The organism is Desulfomicrobium norvegicum, from assembly GCF_900114595.1.
Lineage (GTDB): Bacteria > Desulfobacterota > Desulfovibrionia > Desulfovibrionales > Desulfomicrobiaceae > Desulfomicrobium > Desulfomicrobium macestii.
In genome coordinates, this window is record NZ_FOTO01000002.1 from 180,190 (window position 1) to 199,524 (window position 19,335).

The 19,335-nt window shown below is 58.5% G+C and carries 16 protein-coding genes; 13 read left to right on the top strand and 3 right to left on the bottom strand.

Annotation, left to right across the window (positions count from 1 at the left end; all coding sequences use genetic code 11):
- Positions 1 to 300 precede the first annotated feature (300 nt).
- Positions 301 to 1,173 carry a glucose-1-phosphate thymidylyltransferase RfbA gene (gene rfbA, locus BMZ24_RS04820; RefSeq protein ID WP_092189854.1) on the bottom strand — a complete coding sequence of 291 codons (873 nt, stop codon included), beginning with the start codon at positions 1,171 to 1,173 and terminating at the stop codon, positions 301 to 303.
- A 156-nt stretch (positions 1,174 to 1,329) separates the two neighbouring features.
- Here rfbA and BMZ24_RS04825 point away from each other — a divergent pair, with 156 nt between their 5' ends.
- The 13 genes from BMZ24_RS04825 to BMZ24_RS04885 all read left to right on the top strand — a co-directional run bounded on the left by BMZ24_RS04825 (position 1,330) and on the right by BMZ24_RS04885 (position 17,712).
- Complete coding sequence (locus BMZ24_RS04825; protein WP_092189856.1) at positions 1,330 to 2,085, top strand: MogA/MoaB family molybdenum cofactor biosynthesis protein; 756 nt, start codon at positions 1,330 to 1,332, stop codon at positions 2,083 to 2,085.
- Positions 2,086 to 2,584: 499 nt separating this feature from the next.
- Positions 2,585 to 3,724, top strand: a complete 1,140-nt coding sequence (locus BMZ24_RS04830; protein WP_161949038.1) for a two-component system sensor histidine kinase NtrB — start codon at positions 2,585 to 2,587, stop codon at positions 3,722 to 3,724.
- The gene (locus BMZ24_RS04835) at positions 3,721 to 6,807 is read left to right on the top strand and encodes a UvrD-helicase domain-containing protein (protein ID WP_092189860.1); all 3,087 of its coding nucleotides are present in this window, start codon (positions 3,721 to 3,723) and stop codon (positions 6,805 to 6,807) included. Before BMZ24_RS04830 ends, BMZ24_RS04835 begins: the two co-directional genes overlap by 4 nt.
- 5 nt (positions 6,808 to 6,812) lie before the next feature.
- Positions 6,813 to 7,523 carry a cobamide remodeling phosphodiesterase CbiR gene (gene cbiR / locus BMZ24_RS04840; RefSeq protein ID WP_279625512.1) on the top strand — a complete coding sequence of 237 codons (711 nt, stop codon included), beginning with the start codon at positions 6,813 to 6,815 and terminating at the stop codon, positions 7,521 to 7,523.
- The gene (locus BMZ24_RS04845; protein WP_092189864.1) at positions 7,516 to 8,025 is read left to right on the top strand and encodes a bifunctional adenosylcobinamide kinase/adenosylcobinamide-phosphate guanylyltransferase; all 510 of its coding nucleotides are present in this window, start codon (positions 7,516 to 7,518) and stop codon (positions 8,023 to 8,025) included. The genes cbiR and BMZ24_RS04845 overlap by 8 nt, the downstream gene beginning before the upstream one ends.
- Before the next feature lie 7 nt (positions 8,026 to 8,032).
- Positions 8,033 to 9,058, top strand: coding sequence for a DHH family phosphoesterase (locus BMZ24_RS04850; protein WP_092189866.1), 1,026 nt, complete (start codon positions 8,033 to 8,035; stop codon positions 9,056 to 9,058).
- A 31-nt stretch (positions 9,059 to 9,089) separates the two neighbouring features.
- Positions 9,090 to 11,678: a DNA polymerase I gene (gene polA / locus BMZ24_RS04855; protein ID WP_092189868.1), complete on the top strand. Its 2,589-nt coding sequence runs from the start codon at positions 9,090 to 9,092 to the stop codon at positions 11,676 to 11,678.
- Positions 11,679 to 11,708: 30 nt separating this feature from the next.
- Positions 11,709 to 12,881, top strand: a complete 1,173-nt coding sequence (locus tag BMZ24_RS04860; protein ID WP_092189870.1) for a pyridoxal-phosphate-dependent aminotransferase family protein — start codon at positions 11,709 to 11,711, stop codon at positions 12,879 to 12,881.
- A gap of 9 nt (positions 12,882 to 12,890) precedes the next feature.
- Entirely contained in the window at positions 12,891 to 13,196 is a 306-nt protein-coding gene (locus BMZ24_RS04865; protein ID WP_092189872.1) for a DUF1844 domain-containing protein, read from the top strand.
- An 11-nt stretch (positions 13,197 to 13,207) separates the two neighbouring features.
- The gene (argC, locus tag BMZ24_RS04870) at positions 13,208 to 14,257 is read left to right on the top strand and encodes an N-acetyl-gamma-glutamyl-phosphate reductase (protein ID WP_092189874.1); all 1,050 of its coding nucleotides are present in this window, start codon (positions 13,208 to 13,210) and stop codon (positions 14,255 to 14,257) included.
- 9 nt (positions 14,258 to 14,266) lie between these two features.
- A complete protein-coding gene (locus BMZ24_RS04875; RefSeq protein ID WP_092189876.1) occupies positions 14,267 to 15,514 on the top strand; it encodes an EAL and HDOD domain-containing protein in 1,248 nt (415 codons plus the stop codon).
- Positions 15,515 to 15,619: 105 nt separating this feature from the next.
- Positions 15,620 to 16,861: an EAL and HDOD domain-containing protein gene (locus BMZ24_RS04880; RefSeq protein ID WP_092189878.1), complete on the top strand. Its 1,242-nt coding sequence runs from the start codon at positions 15,620 to 15,622 to the stop codon at positions 16,859 to 16,861.
- 68 nt (positions 16,862 to 16,929) lie between these two features.
- On the top strand, positions 16,930 to 17,712 hold the full coding sequence (locus BMZ24_RS04885) for a prepilin peptidase (RefSeq protein ID WP_092189880.1): 783 nt from the start codon (positions 16,930 to 16,932) through the stop codon (positions 17,710 to 17,712).
- Positions 17,713 to 17,817: 105 nt separating this feature from the next.
- On the opposite strand, the gene BMZ24_RS04890 is transcribed toward BMZ24_RS04885, so the two are convergent.
- Both BMZ24_RS04890 and BMZ24_RS04895 read right to left on the bottom strand, forming a co-directional pair.
- Positions 17,818 to 18,633, bottom strand: a complete 816-nt coding sequence (locus tag BMZ24_RS04890; protein ID WP_092189882.1) for a MotA/TolQ/ExbB proton channel family protein — start codon at positions 18,631 to 18,633, stop codon at positions 17,818 to 17,820.
- 4 nt (positions 18,634 to 18,637) lie between these two features.
- Positions 18,638 to 19,096: a chemotaxis protein CheX gene (locus BMZ24_RS04895; RefSeq protein ID WP_092189884.1), complete on the bottom strand. Its 459-nt coding sequence runs from the start codon at positions 19,094 to 19,096 to the stop codon at positions 18,638 to 18,640.
- Positions 19,097 to 19,335 lie beyond the last annotated feature (239 nt).

A 19,335-nucleotide genomic window follows, 5' to 3' on the forward strand; every position in this document is an offset into this window, starting at 1 on the left:
CTGTACTGGAGAAGGCCCCAGACTTCAATCGTGAGAAAAAGAGCTCAATCTTCAAGGCCTTCTTCGTCTCTTAAATAAAGAAAAGATTAGGTTATTGGGATTATTAGTGGGCACCTTATGTGCGCTTCATTGTTAACATGCTGAAATATTTATAAATTAATAGTTTGGTATTTTTCAGGTTGATTGTTTTCCAGGTTGTCTGATTTGGGCTTCCTGAAAAACAAGGAACATGGGGACATGTTTGGAACAAAGTTTTCACCAGGTGTTCCTTTGTATGATAACAATTTGATTTATATGATTTTAAACAGGCTCATCAGCGATTTCATCGAGATATTTACCGTACTCGTTTTTTTTGAATCGAGCGGCCAGCAGTTTGAGTTGGCCTGCATCAATGAACCCTTTTGAAAAAGCGATTTCCTCGATGCAGGCGATCTTGAAACCCTGCCTGTCCTGGACGGCCTGAACAAAATTGCCCGCCTGTTGCAGGGATTCGTGGGTTCCGGCGTCGAGCCAGGCATATCCCCGGCCGAGCAATTGGACATTGAGGCTGCCGCGGCGCAGGTACTCGCGATTGACATCGGTGATCTCAAGTTCCCCGCGAGGGGAGGGGCGCAGGTTTTTCGAGATTTCGACGACTTCGTTGTCATAGAAGTAAATGCCCGGAATAACGTATTTGGACTTCGGTTTCTGCGGTTTTTCCTCGATGCTGACCACCTCGCCCGAGGCGTTGAATTCGACGACTCCATAGCGTTGCGGATCCTTGACCGGATAGCCGAAGACGATGCCGCCCTTGTCGATCCTGGCGCAGCGTTTAAGAACCTTGGACAGGCCTTCCCCGTAGATGATGTTGTCGCCCAGGACGAGGCAGACGCTGTCCGTACCGATGAAGTCCGCGCCAAGGATGAAGGCCTGGGCCAATCCGTCGGGCGAGGGCTGTACAATATAGGAGAACTTAAGGCCAAGTTCACTGCCGTCTCCGAGCACGTCCTTGAAGCGCGGCAGGTCCTGGGGAGTGGAAATGATGAGAATGTCCCTTATCCCCGCCAGCATGAGAATGGACAGGGGATAGTAGATGAGGGGCTTGTCATAAACGGGGAGAAGCTGCTTGCTGGTGCCGAGAGTCAGGGGATAGAGGCGTGTGCCCGAGCCTCCGGCCAGAATGATTCCTTTCATGGGGTTGATCCTTTTGGTGCTGTTTCAAGACAGCAAAGCACTACTCCAGACCCACTTCACGGACAAGTGCCGACTGATTGCGGTAATGACAACTGCGCCGGGGTTTGGTAGGCAAAACAGGTCAATACAAAAAAATTCGAAGCACAAGGGGCCTGCATGCACGTTACCTGGAAGGATGCCTATACCGCCGGTACGGTGATCATTGGTCAGGGGCTGGATCATCCGCTGATTCACGGCTGGTTCGATGCTGATGCGGAACTGCGGGCCGGAGACATGATTCACGATCCAAACTGTTCCGTGCAGCTTGAAAACCGGATTCGGCTCTGCCGGGAAGACGGACTTTTCATGCCTGCCTGGGTTGCACGAAAGGAAAAGGGCGTGTTCGTACCGGGAGAATTTTCATGCACGCGCTCCCGGCGGGGTTTTTCCCTGGCCTGGATCACCCTGAGCGACAAGGGTTCTCGGGGCGAGCGCGTCGATGCCAGCGGCCCGGCCATTCGCGATGCGGCCATGGAAGCCATGGAGATAGGCCTTGCCCGGGGAATGATCATTCCCGACGAGCCTGAAATCCTGAAGACAGCCCTTGTGGACTGTTGCCTCTTCCAGGGTTTCGATCTTGTCTTCACTACCGGCGGAACCGGAGTCGGCCCCCGGGACATCACGCCCGAAGTGACCCTGCCTCTTTTGGACAAGCGTCTGCCCGGATTTGAACGCGCCATGACCCAAACCTCCCTCGCCAAGACCCCGCATGCCATGATTTCCCGCGCCGTGGCCGGAGTCCTGGGCCTCTCCCTGATCGTCAATCTGCCCGGAAGCCCCAAGGCCGTGCGAGAAAATCTGCACGCCATCTTGCCCGCGCTCAAGCATGCGGTGGAAAAACTGCAGGGAGACCCTAGGGATTGTGGACAATAACCCTGAACTGAAACCTTCTGACGAATTCAAAAATTTCTACATCAAATTCTCCGTGATCCGTCTCGGGATCATGGTTTTTCTTTTGGTTTTGGCCTTGGCCGAGATCGTCAATATCTCGGATAGAGGCATGAGACTGGAAGTAAACCGGGATTTTCAGTACATTCTCTTTTTTATAAGCGGTTTTTCATTAAGTATCATATATCTGCTGGCAACAAAAAGATTCATCAGTTCTTTTCTATTATTCAGAATTCAGCTTTTTGCAGATATTTTTCTAACGACTTGGTGGGTTGTATTAACTGGTGGATCGTTTAGCGCATTTGTTTTTCTTTATATATTATGTCTTTTTTTCTATGGCAGAATCATCGGACTTAAAACCATAATAATTTCCTCTTTTCTTGTCTGGATTCTTCTTTTCATCATATCCTGTTTTCAATTCTACTTTCCACACTATTGGGCTCAAGCTCATATTCGCGGTTCCGACCTTGCCTATAACTACAGCTTGCTGACGCTGGCGCTCATTCTGGTCAGTTCTCTGGTCAAATTGAGCCGAACGGCGGAGAATCGTCTTTTATACAGGATCATCGAACAGGAAGAAGCCCTGCGTAAAGCCGAGGAGATTAAATACCGCGTTTTTGACTGGATCGATGCCGGACTTCTGGTCGTGAACAATGACGGCAGAATCACGACCGTGAATCAACGTACCCTGAACTGGCTTCCCGGACACGATCGCAACGAGATGATCGGCACCAGATTTGATGTCTATTTCCCCGAGTTTCTTCCCTTCTGGAATGATCGCGAACTTGCCTGTCTGCGTCGGAACATGGTCATAAGCAATGAGCGTGGACTGGTTTTCGGGTTCAAGATCACTGAATTGCCCGAGAATCAGGGCTGGATGATTCTTTTTTCCGACATCACCGAAGTGCAGAGACTGGAACGGCAGGTCAAGGAAATGGAGAAGCTGGCCAGCGTCGGCGAACTGGCAGCCGGTTTGGCCCATGAAATGAAGAACCCGCTGGCCGGGATCAAGACCAGTCTTCAGCTTCTTCTCTCGGATGATCTGGAAAAGGAATTTTCCGACAGGCTCTCACGAGTCATACTGCGTGACATCGACCGGCTTGATTTTCTGCTCATGGATTTTTTGATCTTTGCCCGCCCCAAGGCGCCCGAGCCGGAAGCCCTTGATCTGGGAAGGGAGCTGGAGCATGTGCTCATGCCCCTTCGCCTGCGATATGAAGGAGTTGCCATCGACATTGAAGTCGGGGACGAGCCGTTTTATTTTGATCGCAACCAGTTGCACCAGATCCTCATAAATCTTGTGGTCAATGCCTTGCAGGCTCTTGAAACTACGGAAGATCCGAAGATCAGCATCCGTGAGACGCAGGGACAGGACAGCAGAACCCTGATCATTGCCGACAATGGTCCGGGGCTGGCGTCGGACATGCTGGACAAGTGTTTCGATCCTTTCGTGACCAGCAAGGCCGTGGGCTCGGGTCTGGGCTTGGCCATCGCCCGCAGGCTCGCGGCTCAGAACGGAACATTCATTGATCTTGTCAATATTCCCTCGGGAGGAACCCGGGCCGTGCTGGTTCAGGACCTCTCCTTTTTCCGGACCCAAAAGGATCCCCAGGATACAACGTGAACAATTTCATCGCCGACCTGCACATTCATTCCAAATTTTCCCGGGCCACGAGCAAGAACCTCACCCCCAGAAATCTGGTGGCCTGGGCCGGGATCAAGGGCATCGACATCCTGGCCACGGGCGACTTCACCCATCCGGGTTGGATGGACATCATCACCGAACAGCTCGAAGCCGAGGAAAGCGGGCTGCTGCGCCTGCGCGACGACAGGGCGCTCGAACAGGAGCTGCCCTGGTATTCCGGGAGCATGAACACGGCGCACATCCGTTTCATGCTCTGCACCGAAATCAGCTCCATCTACAAGAAGAGGGGCAAGGTCCGAAAAATCCACAATCTGGTTTTCATGCCGAGCATCGACGCGGCCCTCAGGTTCAACACCCGCCTGGCGCAGGTTGGCAATCTCGCCTCGGACGGCCGCCCCATTCTCGGGCTCGATGCGCATGATCTTCTCGAAATGGTTCTGGAAACCGATCCGCTGGCCTATCTCATTCCCGCCCATATCTGGACTCCGTGGTTTTCCCTTTTCGGCTCGAAGTCCGGCTTTGATCGTATCGAAGACTGTTTCGAGGATTTGAGTGCAGAAATCTTCGCCCTGGAAACCGGCCTGTCCTCCGATCCCGAGATGAACTGGATGGTCAGCGCCCTGGACCGCTTTACTCTGGTGTCGAATTCCGACGCCCATTCCGGGGAAAAACTGGGTCGGGAAGTCAATGTCTTTTCAGGGGAAATGTCTTTTGCGGGCATTCGCGCCGCCCTGGGGCGCAAGAGCGAGACGACGCGTTTTGAAGGCACCCTTGAATTCTATCCCGAGGAAGGGAAATACCATCTCGACGGCCACCGTAAATGCGGGGTGGTGCTTGAACCCCAGGAGACGGCCGCGCATCGGGGGCTTTGTCCGGTCTGCGGCAAGCCTCTGACAATCGGCGTGCTCAACCGCATCTTTGCCCTCTCGGACCGGGATCTGCCCGCGCGGCCCGCCCATCATCCGGGATTCTCGTCCATGGTGCCCCTGACCGAAGTCCTTTCGGAAATTCTGGGAGTGGGTCCAGGCACAAAGAAAGTGCTCGGCATGTACAATCAGCTGGTGCGGGATTTCGATTCAGAGTTCAACATATTGCGCTGCGTCCCCGAAGAGGATCTGCGGCGCTCCTCCACGGTTTTGGCCGAGGCAGTGCGCAGGATGCGTCAGGGCGTGGTGCACAGGCATTCGGGCTATGACGGCGAGTATGGGCGCATTTCCATGTTCGCCCCTCAGGAACTGCTCGAATTCAAACACGGACGCATGTTGTCCATGGCCGCCCGGTCCGCGCCGCCGGAAGTCTTGGGACAGCGCTGGCGGAAGACCAGCGCGGAGGCGTCCCCCTTGCCGGAGGACACGGTCCTGGCGGCCAATGAAATGCAGATGGCCGCGATTCTTGCCGGACCCGGGCCGGTGCTGGTCCTGGCCGGTCCCGGCACGGGCAAGACCCAGACCCTCATGGGACGGGTGCGGCACCTGCTCGAACAGGGCGCCGATCCGGCGCGAATCCTGATCCTGACCTTCACCCGCAAGGCCGCGCGGGAATTGAAAGACCGCCTGCAGCGGCTTTGTCCAGGCCTGCCCGTGCTGCCCAAGACCGACACCCTGCACGCCCTGGGGCTTGAGTACTGGACCTCCGTCATGGGAGAGGCCCCGATCCTTCTTTCCGAGGAGAGCAGCCGCAGGCTTTTCGCGGCGGCCAATCCCGATCTGCAGGGCAAGGAGCTAAGGACCGCGTGGAACGAGCAGTCCCTGGCCCGCGAAGACGGGGTGCGCATTCCCGGCGAACACACCAGACGCTATCTGGATGACAAGGTCCGCTTCAATCTGGTCGATTATACCGACCTGCTCGAATTCTGGTTTGAACACCTGGAGCTTGGCCAATGCGTCCCGGACTACGATCACGTTCTGATCGACGAGGTGCAGGATCTCTCCGCGCTGCAACTCGGACTGGTCACGATGCTTTGCTCCCAGGGCGGGCGGGGTTTTTTTGCCATCGGGGACCCGAACCAGGCCATTTACGGATTTCGTGGCGCGGTGCGCAATGTCGAGGCCAGGCTGCGCGATCTGTGGCCGGATCTCAAGAGGATCAGGCTGGTGCACAACTACCGCTCGGCGCAGCAGATCCTGAGCCTTGCGGCGCATCTTTTTACGGAGAGGCAGACCCTGGTGGCCCGGAAATCCCTGTCGGCGTCCCTTGTGCTGTTCGAAGCCCAGGGCGCCGAGCAGGAGGCGGGCTGGATCGCGGGGCGGGTGCGCGAGCTTCTGGGAGGCACGGGGCATTGGCAGGCCGACACGCACGAGGGAAAGAACATTTCCCCCGGCGACATCGCCGTTCTGGTGCGCTTCAAGGCTCTCATTCCGCCCATCGCCAAGGCTCTTGAGAGTGCCGGGATACCCGTTTCCGTGCCCGAACAGGAATCCTTTTTTGTCGATGCCCGGGTGGACCTCATCTTGCGTATTGCCGGAAACGTGCTCGGGCTGCCCGACGCCCTGGACGAACAGATCCCGTCCTGTCCCGAGGACGTGGTCGAGAAGGGCCCGCTGGCCATGGCCGTCCATTTCTCCGCGACCCCGCCTTTTGACGCGCTGTTCTGGAAGAGCAAGGCTTTCGTGGACCTGGTCAAGGCCTTCCAGGTCTGCTCGGGCTGGCGCGGGCTTTTGAACATGGTCAGGCTTGAAACCGAGCTCTGCGCCATCAGGGCCAAGGCGCAGAAAGTACAGATCATGACCATGCACGGGGCCAAGGGGCTTGAATTCGAGGTCGTGTTTCTGCCTGGCCTTGAAGAGGGCATCCTGCCCTTTGCGGGCATGGACATGCTCCTTGGCAAGCCCGGCGACGACAATGTGCTCGACATGGACGAGGAACGCCGCCTCTTCTACGTCGGCCTGACCCGGGCCAAGTCCATGCTCTTTCTGAGCCATTGCGCCAGCCGGCGCGTTTTCGGCAAGACCTTGAAACTCGCCCTGTCGTCCCTGGTGCGCCGTTTGCCCCAGGACATGCTGCGCAAGAGCGCCATCAAGCGTCATGTGCGCCTGAGTGAACGGCAGCTGAGTCTCTTTTGACCCCCATGCGCTTTCGACTGGCTGCCCCATCCTGCGTCATTCCCGACCGGGTCGGGCCCAATTGCCGGGCACTTTCTTCCATGGTGGGGGAGGTCGCGCTCATGCTTCTTGAGACTCGCGGTTGCCTGGAGTACGATGAGCTTGATCTGCCCGTGGATCTGCCAGGGCTTGGCCTTGGCTATCATGCCCATCTGCCCCTCGACCTGCCCTGGAAGGACGGTCCGGCCGCCGTCGGCGACGTCATTTTCGCCCTTGAGCAAAAAATTGCCTTTCTGCGCCCACGCGGTTATGTGCTCCATCCTCCTGAGCCCGGGGACCTTTCCGGACTGCTGCGGCACAGGCCCGGCCTGTCTTCCAGGCTCTGGCTGGAAAACACGCGCGAGAGGGATCTTTGCGAGCTCTGGGACGAGATAGGCGCCCTTGGGCTTGGAGTCTGTCTGGATGTGGGGCACATGGTCAGTTACGGGCAGGAAAGAGTGATGGACCTGCCAGGATTTTTCGAGCGCGTGCGCATTCTCCACATTTACGGCGGAGAATCGGAGCGCGGACATGCGGGCCTTGGGCAGTTGCCCGATCCGAACCTGTTGCGCGATATCCTGTTACGCCTGAAGGGGGATGAAACGCTGGTGGTTGAAATCTTTTCCCTTGAAGAGCTCGGGCGTTCCCTGAATTTGCTTCAGTCCTGGCTGCTTGGGTGGGGCATGCATCATGATTGATCTGATCCTTGGCGGGAACAAGTCCGGCAAATCCGATTTCGGACTTGAGCTGTTGTGCCGGGGGCCGCGCCCCTGGACGCTTGTGGCCACGGGGAAATCCCGGGACCTTGCCTTTCGGCGGCAGATCATTACCCATCGTCTGAGCCGGGATGCGGAAATAGCGGTACAGGAAGTGGACACCGACCTGGCAGGCGCGCTTGGAGCCCTGGCCCCCCTTGGCGGCAGTGTCCTGGTGGACAGTCTTGATTTCTGGATGTTTTCGCTGGCGGGCCAAAGCCGGGAAGACGCCAGGCGCAAGAGAGATGATTTTTTTGCCCGCCTTCAGTTCCACGAAGGCGGAAATCTGATTTTAGTCTCGACTGAAATGGGGCTTGGGCCTCTTGCATTCGATGGCGAAATACGGGCATTTGCCCGTGATCTGGGCCAACTCAACCGTGAAATTGCCAGTGTCAGTACAAGTGTGTATCTGGTCGTTGCCGGGTTGGCCCAAAAACTCAAGTGAGAAGGTCATGGCCTATTTTCGAAAGCTGGATCCGAAGCTAGCCAAGCTTCAAGAATTGCTGAATAAAAATGAGCGCTGGCTGATCCTCATCAATGCCGATCCTGACGCCCTGGCTTCGGCCATGGCATTGAAGCGCATCCTCGCCGGTCGCGTGGAGCAGGTCGCCATCGCCCATGTCAACGAGATCACCAGGCCCGACAACCTGGCCATGATCCGTCTTTTGCGCATCGCGACCAAAAAGCTCAATCCGCTTCTTCTGGCCCAGTACGACCGCTTTGCGCTGGTCGATTCCCAGCCGCACCACCACCCGGATTTCGCGAACATCCATTTTTCCGTGGTCATCGACCATCATCCCAAGGTCGCGGGGACACCCGTGGAAGCCGATTTCGTCGAGATCGTTTCCGAGTACGGTTCCAACGCGACCATCATGACCGAGTATCTCTACAATCTGGGCCTGCGCCCGGGGAAGCTGCTGGCCACCGCCCTTTTGTACGGGATCAAGACCGACACCCAGAGTTTCGAGCGCGAGTTTCATGACAACGACATGAAGGCTTTTCGCTATCTCTCGAAATTCTACAATAAACCCCTGCTGCACAAGATCATCCGCTCGGAATTCCGCCTGGAGTGGCTCAAGTACTTCACCCAGGCTTTCCGCAAGATGCGCGTCACCGGCAAGACCATCACCATTTTCATGGGCAAGGTCGATTCTTCCGACATCCTGGTCGTCCTGGCCGATTTTTTCCTGCGCGTGCACGGGCTGTCCACGACCATGATCAGCGGCATCAGCGAGGACAAGCTCGTTGTCGTGTTTCGCGGTGACGGCCTGCGCCGTGACATGGGCAAGTTCGCCAAGCGCCTTTTCGGCGACGTGGGTTCGGCCGGAGGACACAAGTCCATGGCCCGGGCCGAGATTCCCATGGAGAAGCTGGGCTGTCAGCATGCCAGCCAGTTTGTGTGGGAGCGCCTGCATGGCGGAGCGGATGTGAAGAAAAAGAAGAAAGAGCTGGAGACAGCACCGAACGGGGCCTCGTAACCGGCCCCGCTTCCACCAAACCGGAGGGCGCATGAGTTTGCAAACAAGGCTCGGACTCAAAACCGAGCCGCTTTTTTTGATCGACGGCCACGCCTTCATCTATCGCGGTTTTTACGCCTATCCCGATTTCAAGCGCTCCGACGGGTTTCCGACCAGCGCCATGTATATCGTCTTCAAGCTGGTCTTGAAACTCCTGCGCGAAGAGAACCCGTCCCACCTCGTTTTCGTCACCGACGGCCGTGCCCCCACCTTCCGGCACGAGCTTCTGCCCTCCTACAAGGCCAATCGGCCCCGCATGCCCGAAGGGCTTGCCGCGCAGCTCGAACCCTTGAAGGCCGGACTCAGGCTTTTGGGCATTCGCGTGCTTGAAGCCGAAGGCGGAGAGGCCGACGATTGCATCGCCTCCCTGGCCGCCCGTTTCAAGGAAGACCGCAGCGTGGTCATTGTCGGCGCGGACAAGGATCTGCGGCAGTGCCTGGATGAGAACGTGGTCATGTGGGACCCCGCCCAGGGTAAGGAGAAGCTCATCACCCGCGAAGGCTTTGTGGAGGAGACGGGCCTCAAGCCGGACCAGTGGGCGGATTTTCAGGCCATGACCGGTGACGCGGCGGACAACATCCCCGGCATCCCGAAAGTGGGCCCGAAGACGGCCATGGGCTTTCTGCGGCGCTTTCCGAGCCTTGATGAGCTCAAGAAAAATTTCGACCGGCTCACGGCCAAGGAGCAGACCCTGCTCGCCCCGCACATGGAGCAGGTCTTCGTGTATCGGGAGCTGACCACCCTGCGCACGGACATGTGCATGGAGTACGGCCTTGACGATCTGGCCGTGGGCGAGGTTGACGGCGGGGCGCTGGATTTTTTCAAGGAATATGAGTTCCGCTCCCTGTTGTCGGAATTTCAGGCCCTGGCCCGCAAGAACGGGCGCGCCAATACGGCCGGTACCCAGCCGGAAGCGGCCGTCAAGACCGATCCGGTCCCGGACGGTGATGAAAATCCCGGCCCGGCGCGGGTTGAACCGCGTCTGGTTCCAAGTCTTGAGGCCATGGCCGGCAAGGACGTGGGCCTTTACGCCGAGGGCGAAAAATGGATTCTGGGCACGGACGCCGAAGAGCTCCTGTACATGGGCGCGGCCTCGGATCTGTGCCGTGCGCTGACCGGGGCGCATGTGTTCGTGACTTCCTACAAGGGCGTGCTCGAACAGGGCCGTCTTGATCTCTCGGCCTGCGCCGAAGTCTTCGACATAGAGCTTGCCGCATATCTTTTGAGCCCTGAAGAGCGCAATTACACCCTGGAGCGGATTCGCGACGGCCTGGGTGACGAGATCGACGTGCACCGTGAAAATCACGGACAGGCAGTGCTTGCCGTAGGCCGCCTGCTGCGTGCGCGGCTTGCCGGTTCGGAGCTGCTCGGACTCATGCAGGACCTTGAGCTGCCTCTGACCGAGGTGCTGGTGCGCATGCAGAAACGCGGCATCCGCATCGACGAGGCCAGGTTTCAGGATTTTCTCTCCATGGTCCAGACCGAGCTGGATCGGCTGACGCAGAAAATTCATGGGCAGGCCGGAGAAGAATTCAACATCCGCTCCAGCCAGCAATTGGGCGAGGTGCTTTTTTCAAGGCTGGGCCTGGCCAGCAAGCAGAAGACTCCGGGCGGGGCTCAATCCACGTCCAGCAGCGTGCTTGAAGGGTTGGCCGGAGAGCATCCCATCGTCGCCGACGTGCTTGAATTCAGGATGTACGAGAAGCTGCGCTCCACATATCTTGAGCCCATGCCCCGGCTGGCCGACAAGAACGGGCGCATCCACACCACCTTCAACCAGCTGGCCACGGCCACCGGCCGCCTTTCGAGCAGCAATCCCAACCTGCAGAACATACCCATCAGGGGAGTGCTCGGCCCGCGCATGCGCTCCTGTTTCGTGGCCGCGCCGGGTAACCGGCTTGTGGCCGCGGACTATTCGCAGGTCGAGCTCAGGGTGCTGGCGCACATGTCCGGGGATCCGACCCTCACGGACGCCTTTGCCGCCGGTCACGACATCCACGCCCGCACGGCCGGGATTCTCTTCGACAAGGCCGAGGTCAGTGCCGACGAGCGGCGCAAGGCCAAGACCATCAATTTCGGCCTGCTCTACGGCATGGGTCCGCAGAAGCTGGGGCGGGAGCTTGGCATCAGCCTGAAGGAGGCCAAGGAGTTCATCGCGGTCTACTTCAGCAAACTGTCCCGCGTGCGGGAGTTCTACGAGGAGATCGAGGCCGGAGCCAAGTCTCTGGGCTATGTCACCACCCTGGCCGGGAGAAGGCGCATGCTGCCCGGGATCAATTCCCGCAACGTGAACATGGCGCAGCAGGCCCGGCGCATGGCCATCAACACCGTGGTCCAGGGCTCGGCGGCGGATATCATCAAAAAGGCCATGCTCGAAGTGGACAAGAGCCCGGTTATTGGCGAATTAGACGCGAGCCTGATCCTGCAGATTCACGACGAACTTCTGCTCGAAGCCCCGGCGGCAAAGGCCCGGGAAGTAGGCCAGGCCGTCGCCGGGATCATGTCCTGCGTGTACAGCCTCTCCGTGCCCCTCGTGGTTGATTGGGGCGTTGGCGAGGACTGGAGCGCGGCTCATCAATAAACATTTGCAAACATCTTTTGCGGATACGATATGCTCAATAAATCAAGATTGCTGACACCCGGCCCCACTCCCTTGCCGGAGGAGGTTCGCCTGGCCCTGGCCAAGGACATGGTCCATCACCGCAAGCGCGATTTCGTGCAGGTCATGGAGCGCATTCAGCCCGGCCTCAAGTATCTCTTCGGCACCACGCAGCAGGTCCTGCCTCTGTCCTGTTCCGGCACGGGAGCCATGCACGCGGCCGTGACCAACCTCTTCGCGCCCGGCGAAAAGGTGCTCGTTGTCGAGGGCGGGAAGTTCGGAGAGCGCTGGCGCGAGATCGCCCAGGCTCATGGCCTTGTGGTCACCTCCCTGGTCCTTGAAAACGGCGACGCCGTTGCCGCCGGGGATGTGCGAGCGGCCTTGGAGGCGGACCCCTCGCTTCGCGGCGTGCTGGTCCAGGCCTCGGAGACCTCCACCGGGGTGCTGCATCCCGTGCACGAGCTTGGAGTGGTGACTAGGGACAAAGACGTGCTTCTTGTCGTCGACGGCATCTCGGCTGTCGGAATTTCGCCTTGCCCCATGGACGCCTGGAGCATCGACTGCCTGCTGACCGGGTCCCAGAAGGGCCTCATGCTTCCGCCCGGCCTGGCCTTGCTCGCCCTAAGCGAGCGCGCCTGGGACAGGGTGCGCGCGGTCGGTTCCTCCAATTTCTATTTCAACCTGCTGGCCGAGCGGGACAAGAGTCTGGGCCACCAGACCCTCTTCACGTCCCCGGTCAACCTGCTGCAAGGGCTGGCCGTGAGTCTCGATCTGTTCAGGGAACAGACCCTTGAGGCTGTGTACGCCAAGCAATGGGCCCTGACCTCCATGGCCCGGGCCGGAGCGGTGAGCATGGGCCTTGAACTTCTGGCCAAGACACATTTCACTTGGGGTCTGACCTCCATCAAGCTGCCGGTGGGCGTCGATGGAAGCGAAGTGCTCAAGGTGGCGGCGGAACGCTGCGGAGTGATCATGGCCGGGGGCCAGGGCGAACTCAAGAAGAGCCTGGTCAGGCTCGGCCACATGGGCCATGTGGATTGGAGCGACGTCCTGGCGGGACTTCACGCCCTGCGCGTGGGCTTGCATGCGGCCGGTGGATATTGCGCCGCCAGGACGTATCTGGAAGATGCCGTGAATGCCTATGAAGAAGCGCTGCGCGACGGTTGCCCCGAAATTCGGGCGTAAGGAGTGAATATGAGCGAAGAGAAGAAATTGGCCGAAGAATATGAGGAATTGTCCTGTTCCTGTCCGGAAATGCCTCAGCTGGATTTTGGGACCTTTGTCCTGTCCATGAGCTCTTCCGCCCTGGTCTATCTGGGCGAGGTACCCGAGCCCGAGACCGGTCAGGTTATGGAAAACGTGCTGGCCGCCAAGCAGACCATCGACATCCTGTGCATGCTCGAAAGCAAGACCAGGGGCAATCTGACGGATCAGGAAGCCCGGCTGCTTCGGGACATGCTTTTTGAACTGCGCATGAAATACGTGCAGAAGGCGAAATAGGGGGATCGAGGATGATGAAGCGCGTCGGTCTGGTCGGGGTTACCGGCTACACGGGAATGGAGTTGACCCGCATCCTGCTTGGCCATCCCGGCCTGCGCCTGACCAAGGTCACGTCGCGCAAGGAGGCCGGGCAGCCCCTGCAAAAGATTTATCCCTTCCTGCAGGGTACAAAGCTTGGCGATCTTGAGATAACAGCTCCGGACTGCACGGTGCTGGCCGCTGAGTGCGACCTCGTCTTCCTGGCCGTCCCTCACTGCACGGCCATGGAGATGGCCGCCGAGCTGCGCGGGCTCGGCACCAGGGTCGTTGACTTGAGCGCGGATTTTCGTCTGCGCGACCACGCGGTCTACGAGAGCTGGTATCAGGTCCCGCACACGCAGTCCGCCCTGCTGGCCGAGGCCGTTTACGGACTGCCCGAACTCTACGCCGAACGCATCGCCGGGGCCGGGTTGGTGGCCAATCCCGGCTGTTATCCGACATCCGCCATCCTGGCCCTGTATCCGGCGCTGGCCGCGGGACTCATCTCGCCCGAGGATCTGGTCGTCGATTCCAAGTCCGGAACCACCGGGGCCGGACGCAAGGCCGGGGTCGGCACTCTCTTCTGCGAGGTCTCGGACACGTTTCGGGCCTACAACCTGACCAAACACCGTCACACCCCCGAAATCGAGCAGGAGCTGGGCGTGGCCGTCGGGCGGGAAATACGCCTCTCCTTCAACACGCACCTGCTGCCCATCAATCGCGGCATCCTGACCACCGCCTACGCCAAACTTTCCCCCGGTGCGGATCTGGAACAAATCCGGGCCTGCTACCAGGAGTTTTATGCGGGCAAACGGTGGGTGCGCCTTCTGCCCCAGGGCACCCTGCCGGAAACCAGATGGGTGCGCGGCACCAATTTCTGCGATCTCGGGCTGGTCACGGACCCGCGCACGGACAGACTCATCGTGGTTTCGGCCATAGACAACCTTTGCCGCGGCGCTTCGGGTCAGGCCGTTGCCAATGCCAACCTCATGCTGGGCCTGGAAGAGGGTGCCGGTCTTCCTTTTGCGCCACTCATGCCTTAGAGGCGTTTAATGACAGAGCAAATGCCTGAACAGTTTTACGACAAGATCTTTGTCGCCAGGCAGCCCATTTTCACTGCAGAAATGAAGATTTGGGGCTACGAGCTCCTTTTTCGGCATGGAGAAACCCCGTCCGCCGTGTTCACGGACGGCGACCAGGCCACGACACAGGTCATCGCCGACGGCTTCGCTCTGGGAGTCCGGGGCATGGGGAGCAAGGTCAAGGCGCTGATCAATTTTCCGCGCAATGTCCTTCTTGGCCAAGCGCCATACGTACTTCCATCCGAGCGTTGCGTGGTGGAGATCCTGGAGACGGTGCTGCCCGAGGATGATGTCATGGAGGCGTGCCGGGAGCTGAAGGCAAACGGCTACACCCTGGCCCTGGATGATTTCGTGGGAGATCCGGGTTTTGAGCCGTTGTGCGAGATAGCGGACATCATAAAGGTCGATATTCTGGGCAAGACGCCGACCGAGGTCATGTCCATCGTCAACGGCCTGAAAGGATACAAGGCCCGGCTCCTGGCCGAGAAGGTCGAGAACATCAACATGTTCAACGTCTGCAAGCGCCTCGGCTTCGATTATTTTCAGGGATATTTTTTCAGCAAGCCCGAGATCGTCCCCGGGCGCAAGCTCTCCGCCAGCCAGAGTACCAAGATCAAGCTCCTTAAGGAACTCAACGAATCCGAGGCGGAGCTGGCCCGATTGGTGGAAATCATTCAGACGGACCTGTCCATTTCCTATCGCCTGCTCAAATACATCAATTCCGCCCGCTTCAGCCTGCGCGGCAAGATCGAATCCATCCAGCGCGCCGTGAACATGCTCGGTCGTCAGAATCTGCGTCAATGGCTGCAGGTGATCATTTTGTCCGATGTCAATTCCACGGACAAGGGCCAGGAACTGGTCCGCATATCCGTGCTGCGTGGTCGCTTCCTCCAGCTTCTGGCGACATCCGGCGCCGCGCCGTTTTCCCCGGACAGCATGTTCGTGATGGGCTTTTTTTCCGTGCTCGACGCCATCCTCGATCAGCAAATGGAGCAGGTTCTCGACGAGATTTCCCTTGACCCGGACATCAAGACCACCCTGGTTGATCCTCAAAGCGAGCACTCCGTCTGGATCGAGCTCTTGAACGAGCTTGATCGCGGCAGTTGGGCCGGACTTGAGGACAAGGCGGGACAGATGGGCATTCCCATGGAGCTGGTCGACAACGCCGCCATCGAGGCCGCGATGTGGACCGATGAAGTCATGGGAGGTGCGTCCTAGGGAGGGCTTTGGATACTTGCGGTTTGATTTTTGGGAGCCTTTCACTGTTCAAGGTCTGTGAAGCGGCAGGGGGCGCACCATGCGCCTTTCAAAGAGGACCCGGTGATGGAAGAGACGTATCCGGAACAGCTTTACGACAAGTTTTTTGTCGCCCGGCAGCCCATATTCACGGCACGGATGCAGATATGGGGCTACGAGCTTCTTTTCCGGCACGGCGAAAACATCCAGGAGGCCGTGTTCGCCGATGGGGATCAGGCCACGACACAGATCATAGCCGACGGCTACAATCTCGCGGTGCAGGGGTTGCGTCAGGGAGCCAGGGCGCTGGTCAATTTTCCCCGCAGCGTGCTCCTCGGCGAGGCTCCCTATGTCCTGCCTGCCGACCAGTGCGTGGTGGAGATCCTTGAAACCGTCCTGCCGGAAGCCGAAGTCATCAGCGCCTGCCGGGAGCTCAAGAGGCGCGGCTACATGCTGGCCCTGGACGATTTCGAAGGGGGCCCGGGCCTTGAACCCCTGTGCGAGATCGTCGATATCATCAAGGTCGACGTCCTCGGCAAGACTCCGGCGCAGGTCGAGGCCATCGCCACGGGGGTCAAAAAATTCGATGCGCTGCTGTTGGCCGAGAAAGTGGAGAACCACGACGTCTTCAAGGTGTGCAGGAAGCTGGGCTTTACGTATTTTCAAGGCTTTTTCTTCAATCGTCCCGAGCTTATACCCGGTCGAAAACTTTCCGCCTCGCAAATCAACAAGGTCAAGCTGTTAAAGGAATTGAGCGCCCCGGACGTGGATTCTTCCCGGCTGGTGGAAATCATCCAGACGGATCTGTCCATTTCCTACAGATTGCTCAGATACATAAATTCCGCATTCTTCGGCCTGCAGGTCAAGATCACCTCCATCCCGCGCGCGGCTTCCATGCTCGGTTCCCGGAACCTGCGGCAGTGGCTTCAGGTGGTCGTCCTGTCCGATGTCGGCACCGAGGACAAGGCTCAAGAGCTGGTCCGCATTTCCGTGCAGCGGGCCCGCTTTCTGCATCTTTTGGCAATGAGCCGTCCTACGGTGTTCGACCGGGACGGCATGTTTCTTCTGGGCTTTTTTTCCCTGCTCGACGCCATTCTGGACCAGTCCATGGACCTGGTGCTGGAGGAGATCCCCCTGGACCCCGCCATCAAGCGGGCGCTGACCGATCCGGACGACGCCAACGCGGTCTGGCTAGCCCTGCTTGATGAAATAGACCGCTGCAACTGGAGACGTCTGAACAGGAAGGCCGAGCAGCTCGGGGTGCCCATCACCCTCGTCAACAGGCTATCCGCCGAAGCCTCGATCTGGGCGGTCTGGGTCACGAGCTGAGCTCGTGCCCATGAAATGCGTAAGAATTTACAAGTATTCCATATTAAATTATCTTCCAAGGTGTTCGCATGGTTGAGCTTTTTTCGTACCCCGCGTTTTTTTACACCATGGCCCTCATTCTGGGACTGTGCCTGGGCAGCTTCTACAACGTCTGCGTGCACCGCTATCTGGTGGGCAAGTCCGTGATCAGCCCCGGCTCGCATTGTCCGGCCTGCGGTCACGTGCTGTCCTGGTGGGAAAACATCCCGGTCCTGTCCTACTTTCTGCTTGGAGCCAAATGCCGCTCCTGCAAGGGGAAGATCCACTGGCGCTATCCGGCCGTGGAGCTTCTCTCCGGAGTCCTGGCAGTGCTCTTTGCGGTCAAATTCGGCCCGACGGGCGAGTGGCTGACCTACATGGTCTTTCTGGGAATTTTTCTGGTGGCTTCCTTCATCGATCTGGAGGTCTTCATCCTGCCCGACGTCCTGACCTATCCGGCGGCCGTCCTGGCCTTGTCCACCCCACTCTTTCTGCCCGTCGACTGGCTTGAAACCCTGCTTGGCGCTCTTTTCGGCGCGGGGATATTTCTCCTCCTGCAGCAGGCCTACCTGCGTCTGCGCGGGATCGATGCCCTGGGCACCGGCGACATAAAGCTCATGCTCAGTCTTGGTGCGTTGGTCGGGCTGTCCCTGCTGCCGCTCATGATCCTTCTATCCGCCCTGTGCGCCCTTGCGCTCGCCGTGGTCTACCTGCGCCGTCCCGAAGGGCAGGGGCTGCGCACGGCCGTCCCCTTCGGTCCGTTTCTCTGTCTCGGGGCGGTCCTGACGCTGCTCTGGGGAGAGGAGCTGCTACTTATGATCATGGATCTTTGAAGCGGGGCACACGTCTTTGGCGCGCAAGAGGATAAGTCCGGCATGGCCGGGTCGTGGAGGAGCGTACGCCGCCATAATGCAATTTGGATCTGTTTTGCGGACAGGTCAGGGCAGGAAGGCCTTGGCGATGAGGTAGAGGTCGTTGAAGGGCGTCCCGGATTTGATGGCGGACATCATCTGCATGGACAGGTCCATCTTTGTTTCCGTGGCTTCGAGGATTTCTTTCTTGACCAGATTGAGCCGGAATTTGACGAAGTCGTAGTCGAATCCGTCATGGATGAGCATCAGGCCGTCCTTGAAATACTGGGAGGAGATGTATTCCTGAAACCCAAGGAGATGCTCCACCCCGTTTCTTCTGGCCAGCATGCAGTAGAAGATGAGGTTTATGATGAGCGCCTCGATTTTTAGCTTGTGGTCGATATTGAGAAACTTGGTCTTGTTCAGCTCGGCGTTGTCCAGATTCCTGAGCATGAGCTGGGCGACCTCGAAGACCTGTTTCTCGAAAATGGGCGCGATGTGAAATTTGGACAAAAAGCGGACCATCACCTTTTGCGGGTTTTCCTTGGACACGATGCCCAAGAGGCCGATGGCCATGAGTACGTATTTGCGGTGTAGCTCGCCCAGGATGTTTTTCTTTCTGACCTGAGCCAGCTCTTCGCAGCGGGCGGGCGAAAACGAGGAGGCGGCCAGTTCCAGGAGAAATCTGACGTGGGGTTCGCGGGTGTGTTTTGCCTCCTCAAGCAGGAATTCGTCGCCCTTTTTCTTGGAGTCCATGGTTTTTTTAACAGACAGCCAAAAAGCGGCCACTCCCTCCAGCGGCATCTCCATGAGGTCGAATTCCTTGGGAGCCGTCAGCGACCTGGCACTGGCCCCGAGCAGGAGCTCGGCAACCTGTTCATTGATGTTGCCCGCGCCGTTCATGGGCCTATTCGAAGCAGAATTCCAGGGTGAAGGTCCCGGCTTCACAGGAAAAGGGGATGGCGATGGCCAGGGCCGAGCTCATGTGCGCGATGGTGTGGTTGTCACCCATGATGACCGAAGGGGTGGAGCCCTGCAGCTTGAGGCCCATGTCCACCAGTCCGACGCGGGCCTGGCCGGAGATCATGTTCGTGATCTCGCCCATGGCGTCCTGCACGTCCTGGAGGATGTCCTCGATGGCGTCGCCGAGCATCTGCTTGACGATGTGCACGGCGGTCTTGCGGTCAAAGGATATGGAGAAGGTGCCCTGCTTGTCTCCGGTGATGCCGATCACGGCGGAAACATCGCCCCGGGCCATCTTGTCTTTTTTGACGTAAGGCGTGCCGGCCACGACTTCGAGGGCGGCCATGGCGGCGAGAACATCTTTCGTTGCTTTTATGAAGGGTTTGGCCAGCGAAGGGTCCATGTGATTCTCCTTGGGGGGTGCGTGGGTGGAAAAACTTCACACCGTGGAATTTCATAAAGAAAATTTGTGGCCGGGGTCAACCACAAGACGGGAGCAAGTCCTGGATTTTTTGGCGGGCAGAAAGGTTTCGATGTCCGCGAAACACTTCAGGCCAGGGACTCTTCGTCTCGCTTCTGGGCGGGCATGATGGGGGCTCGGTCTTCGTTTTGACGAGATGCTTGTCAGTCGCTCCCAGGCTC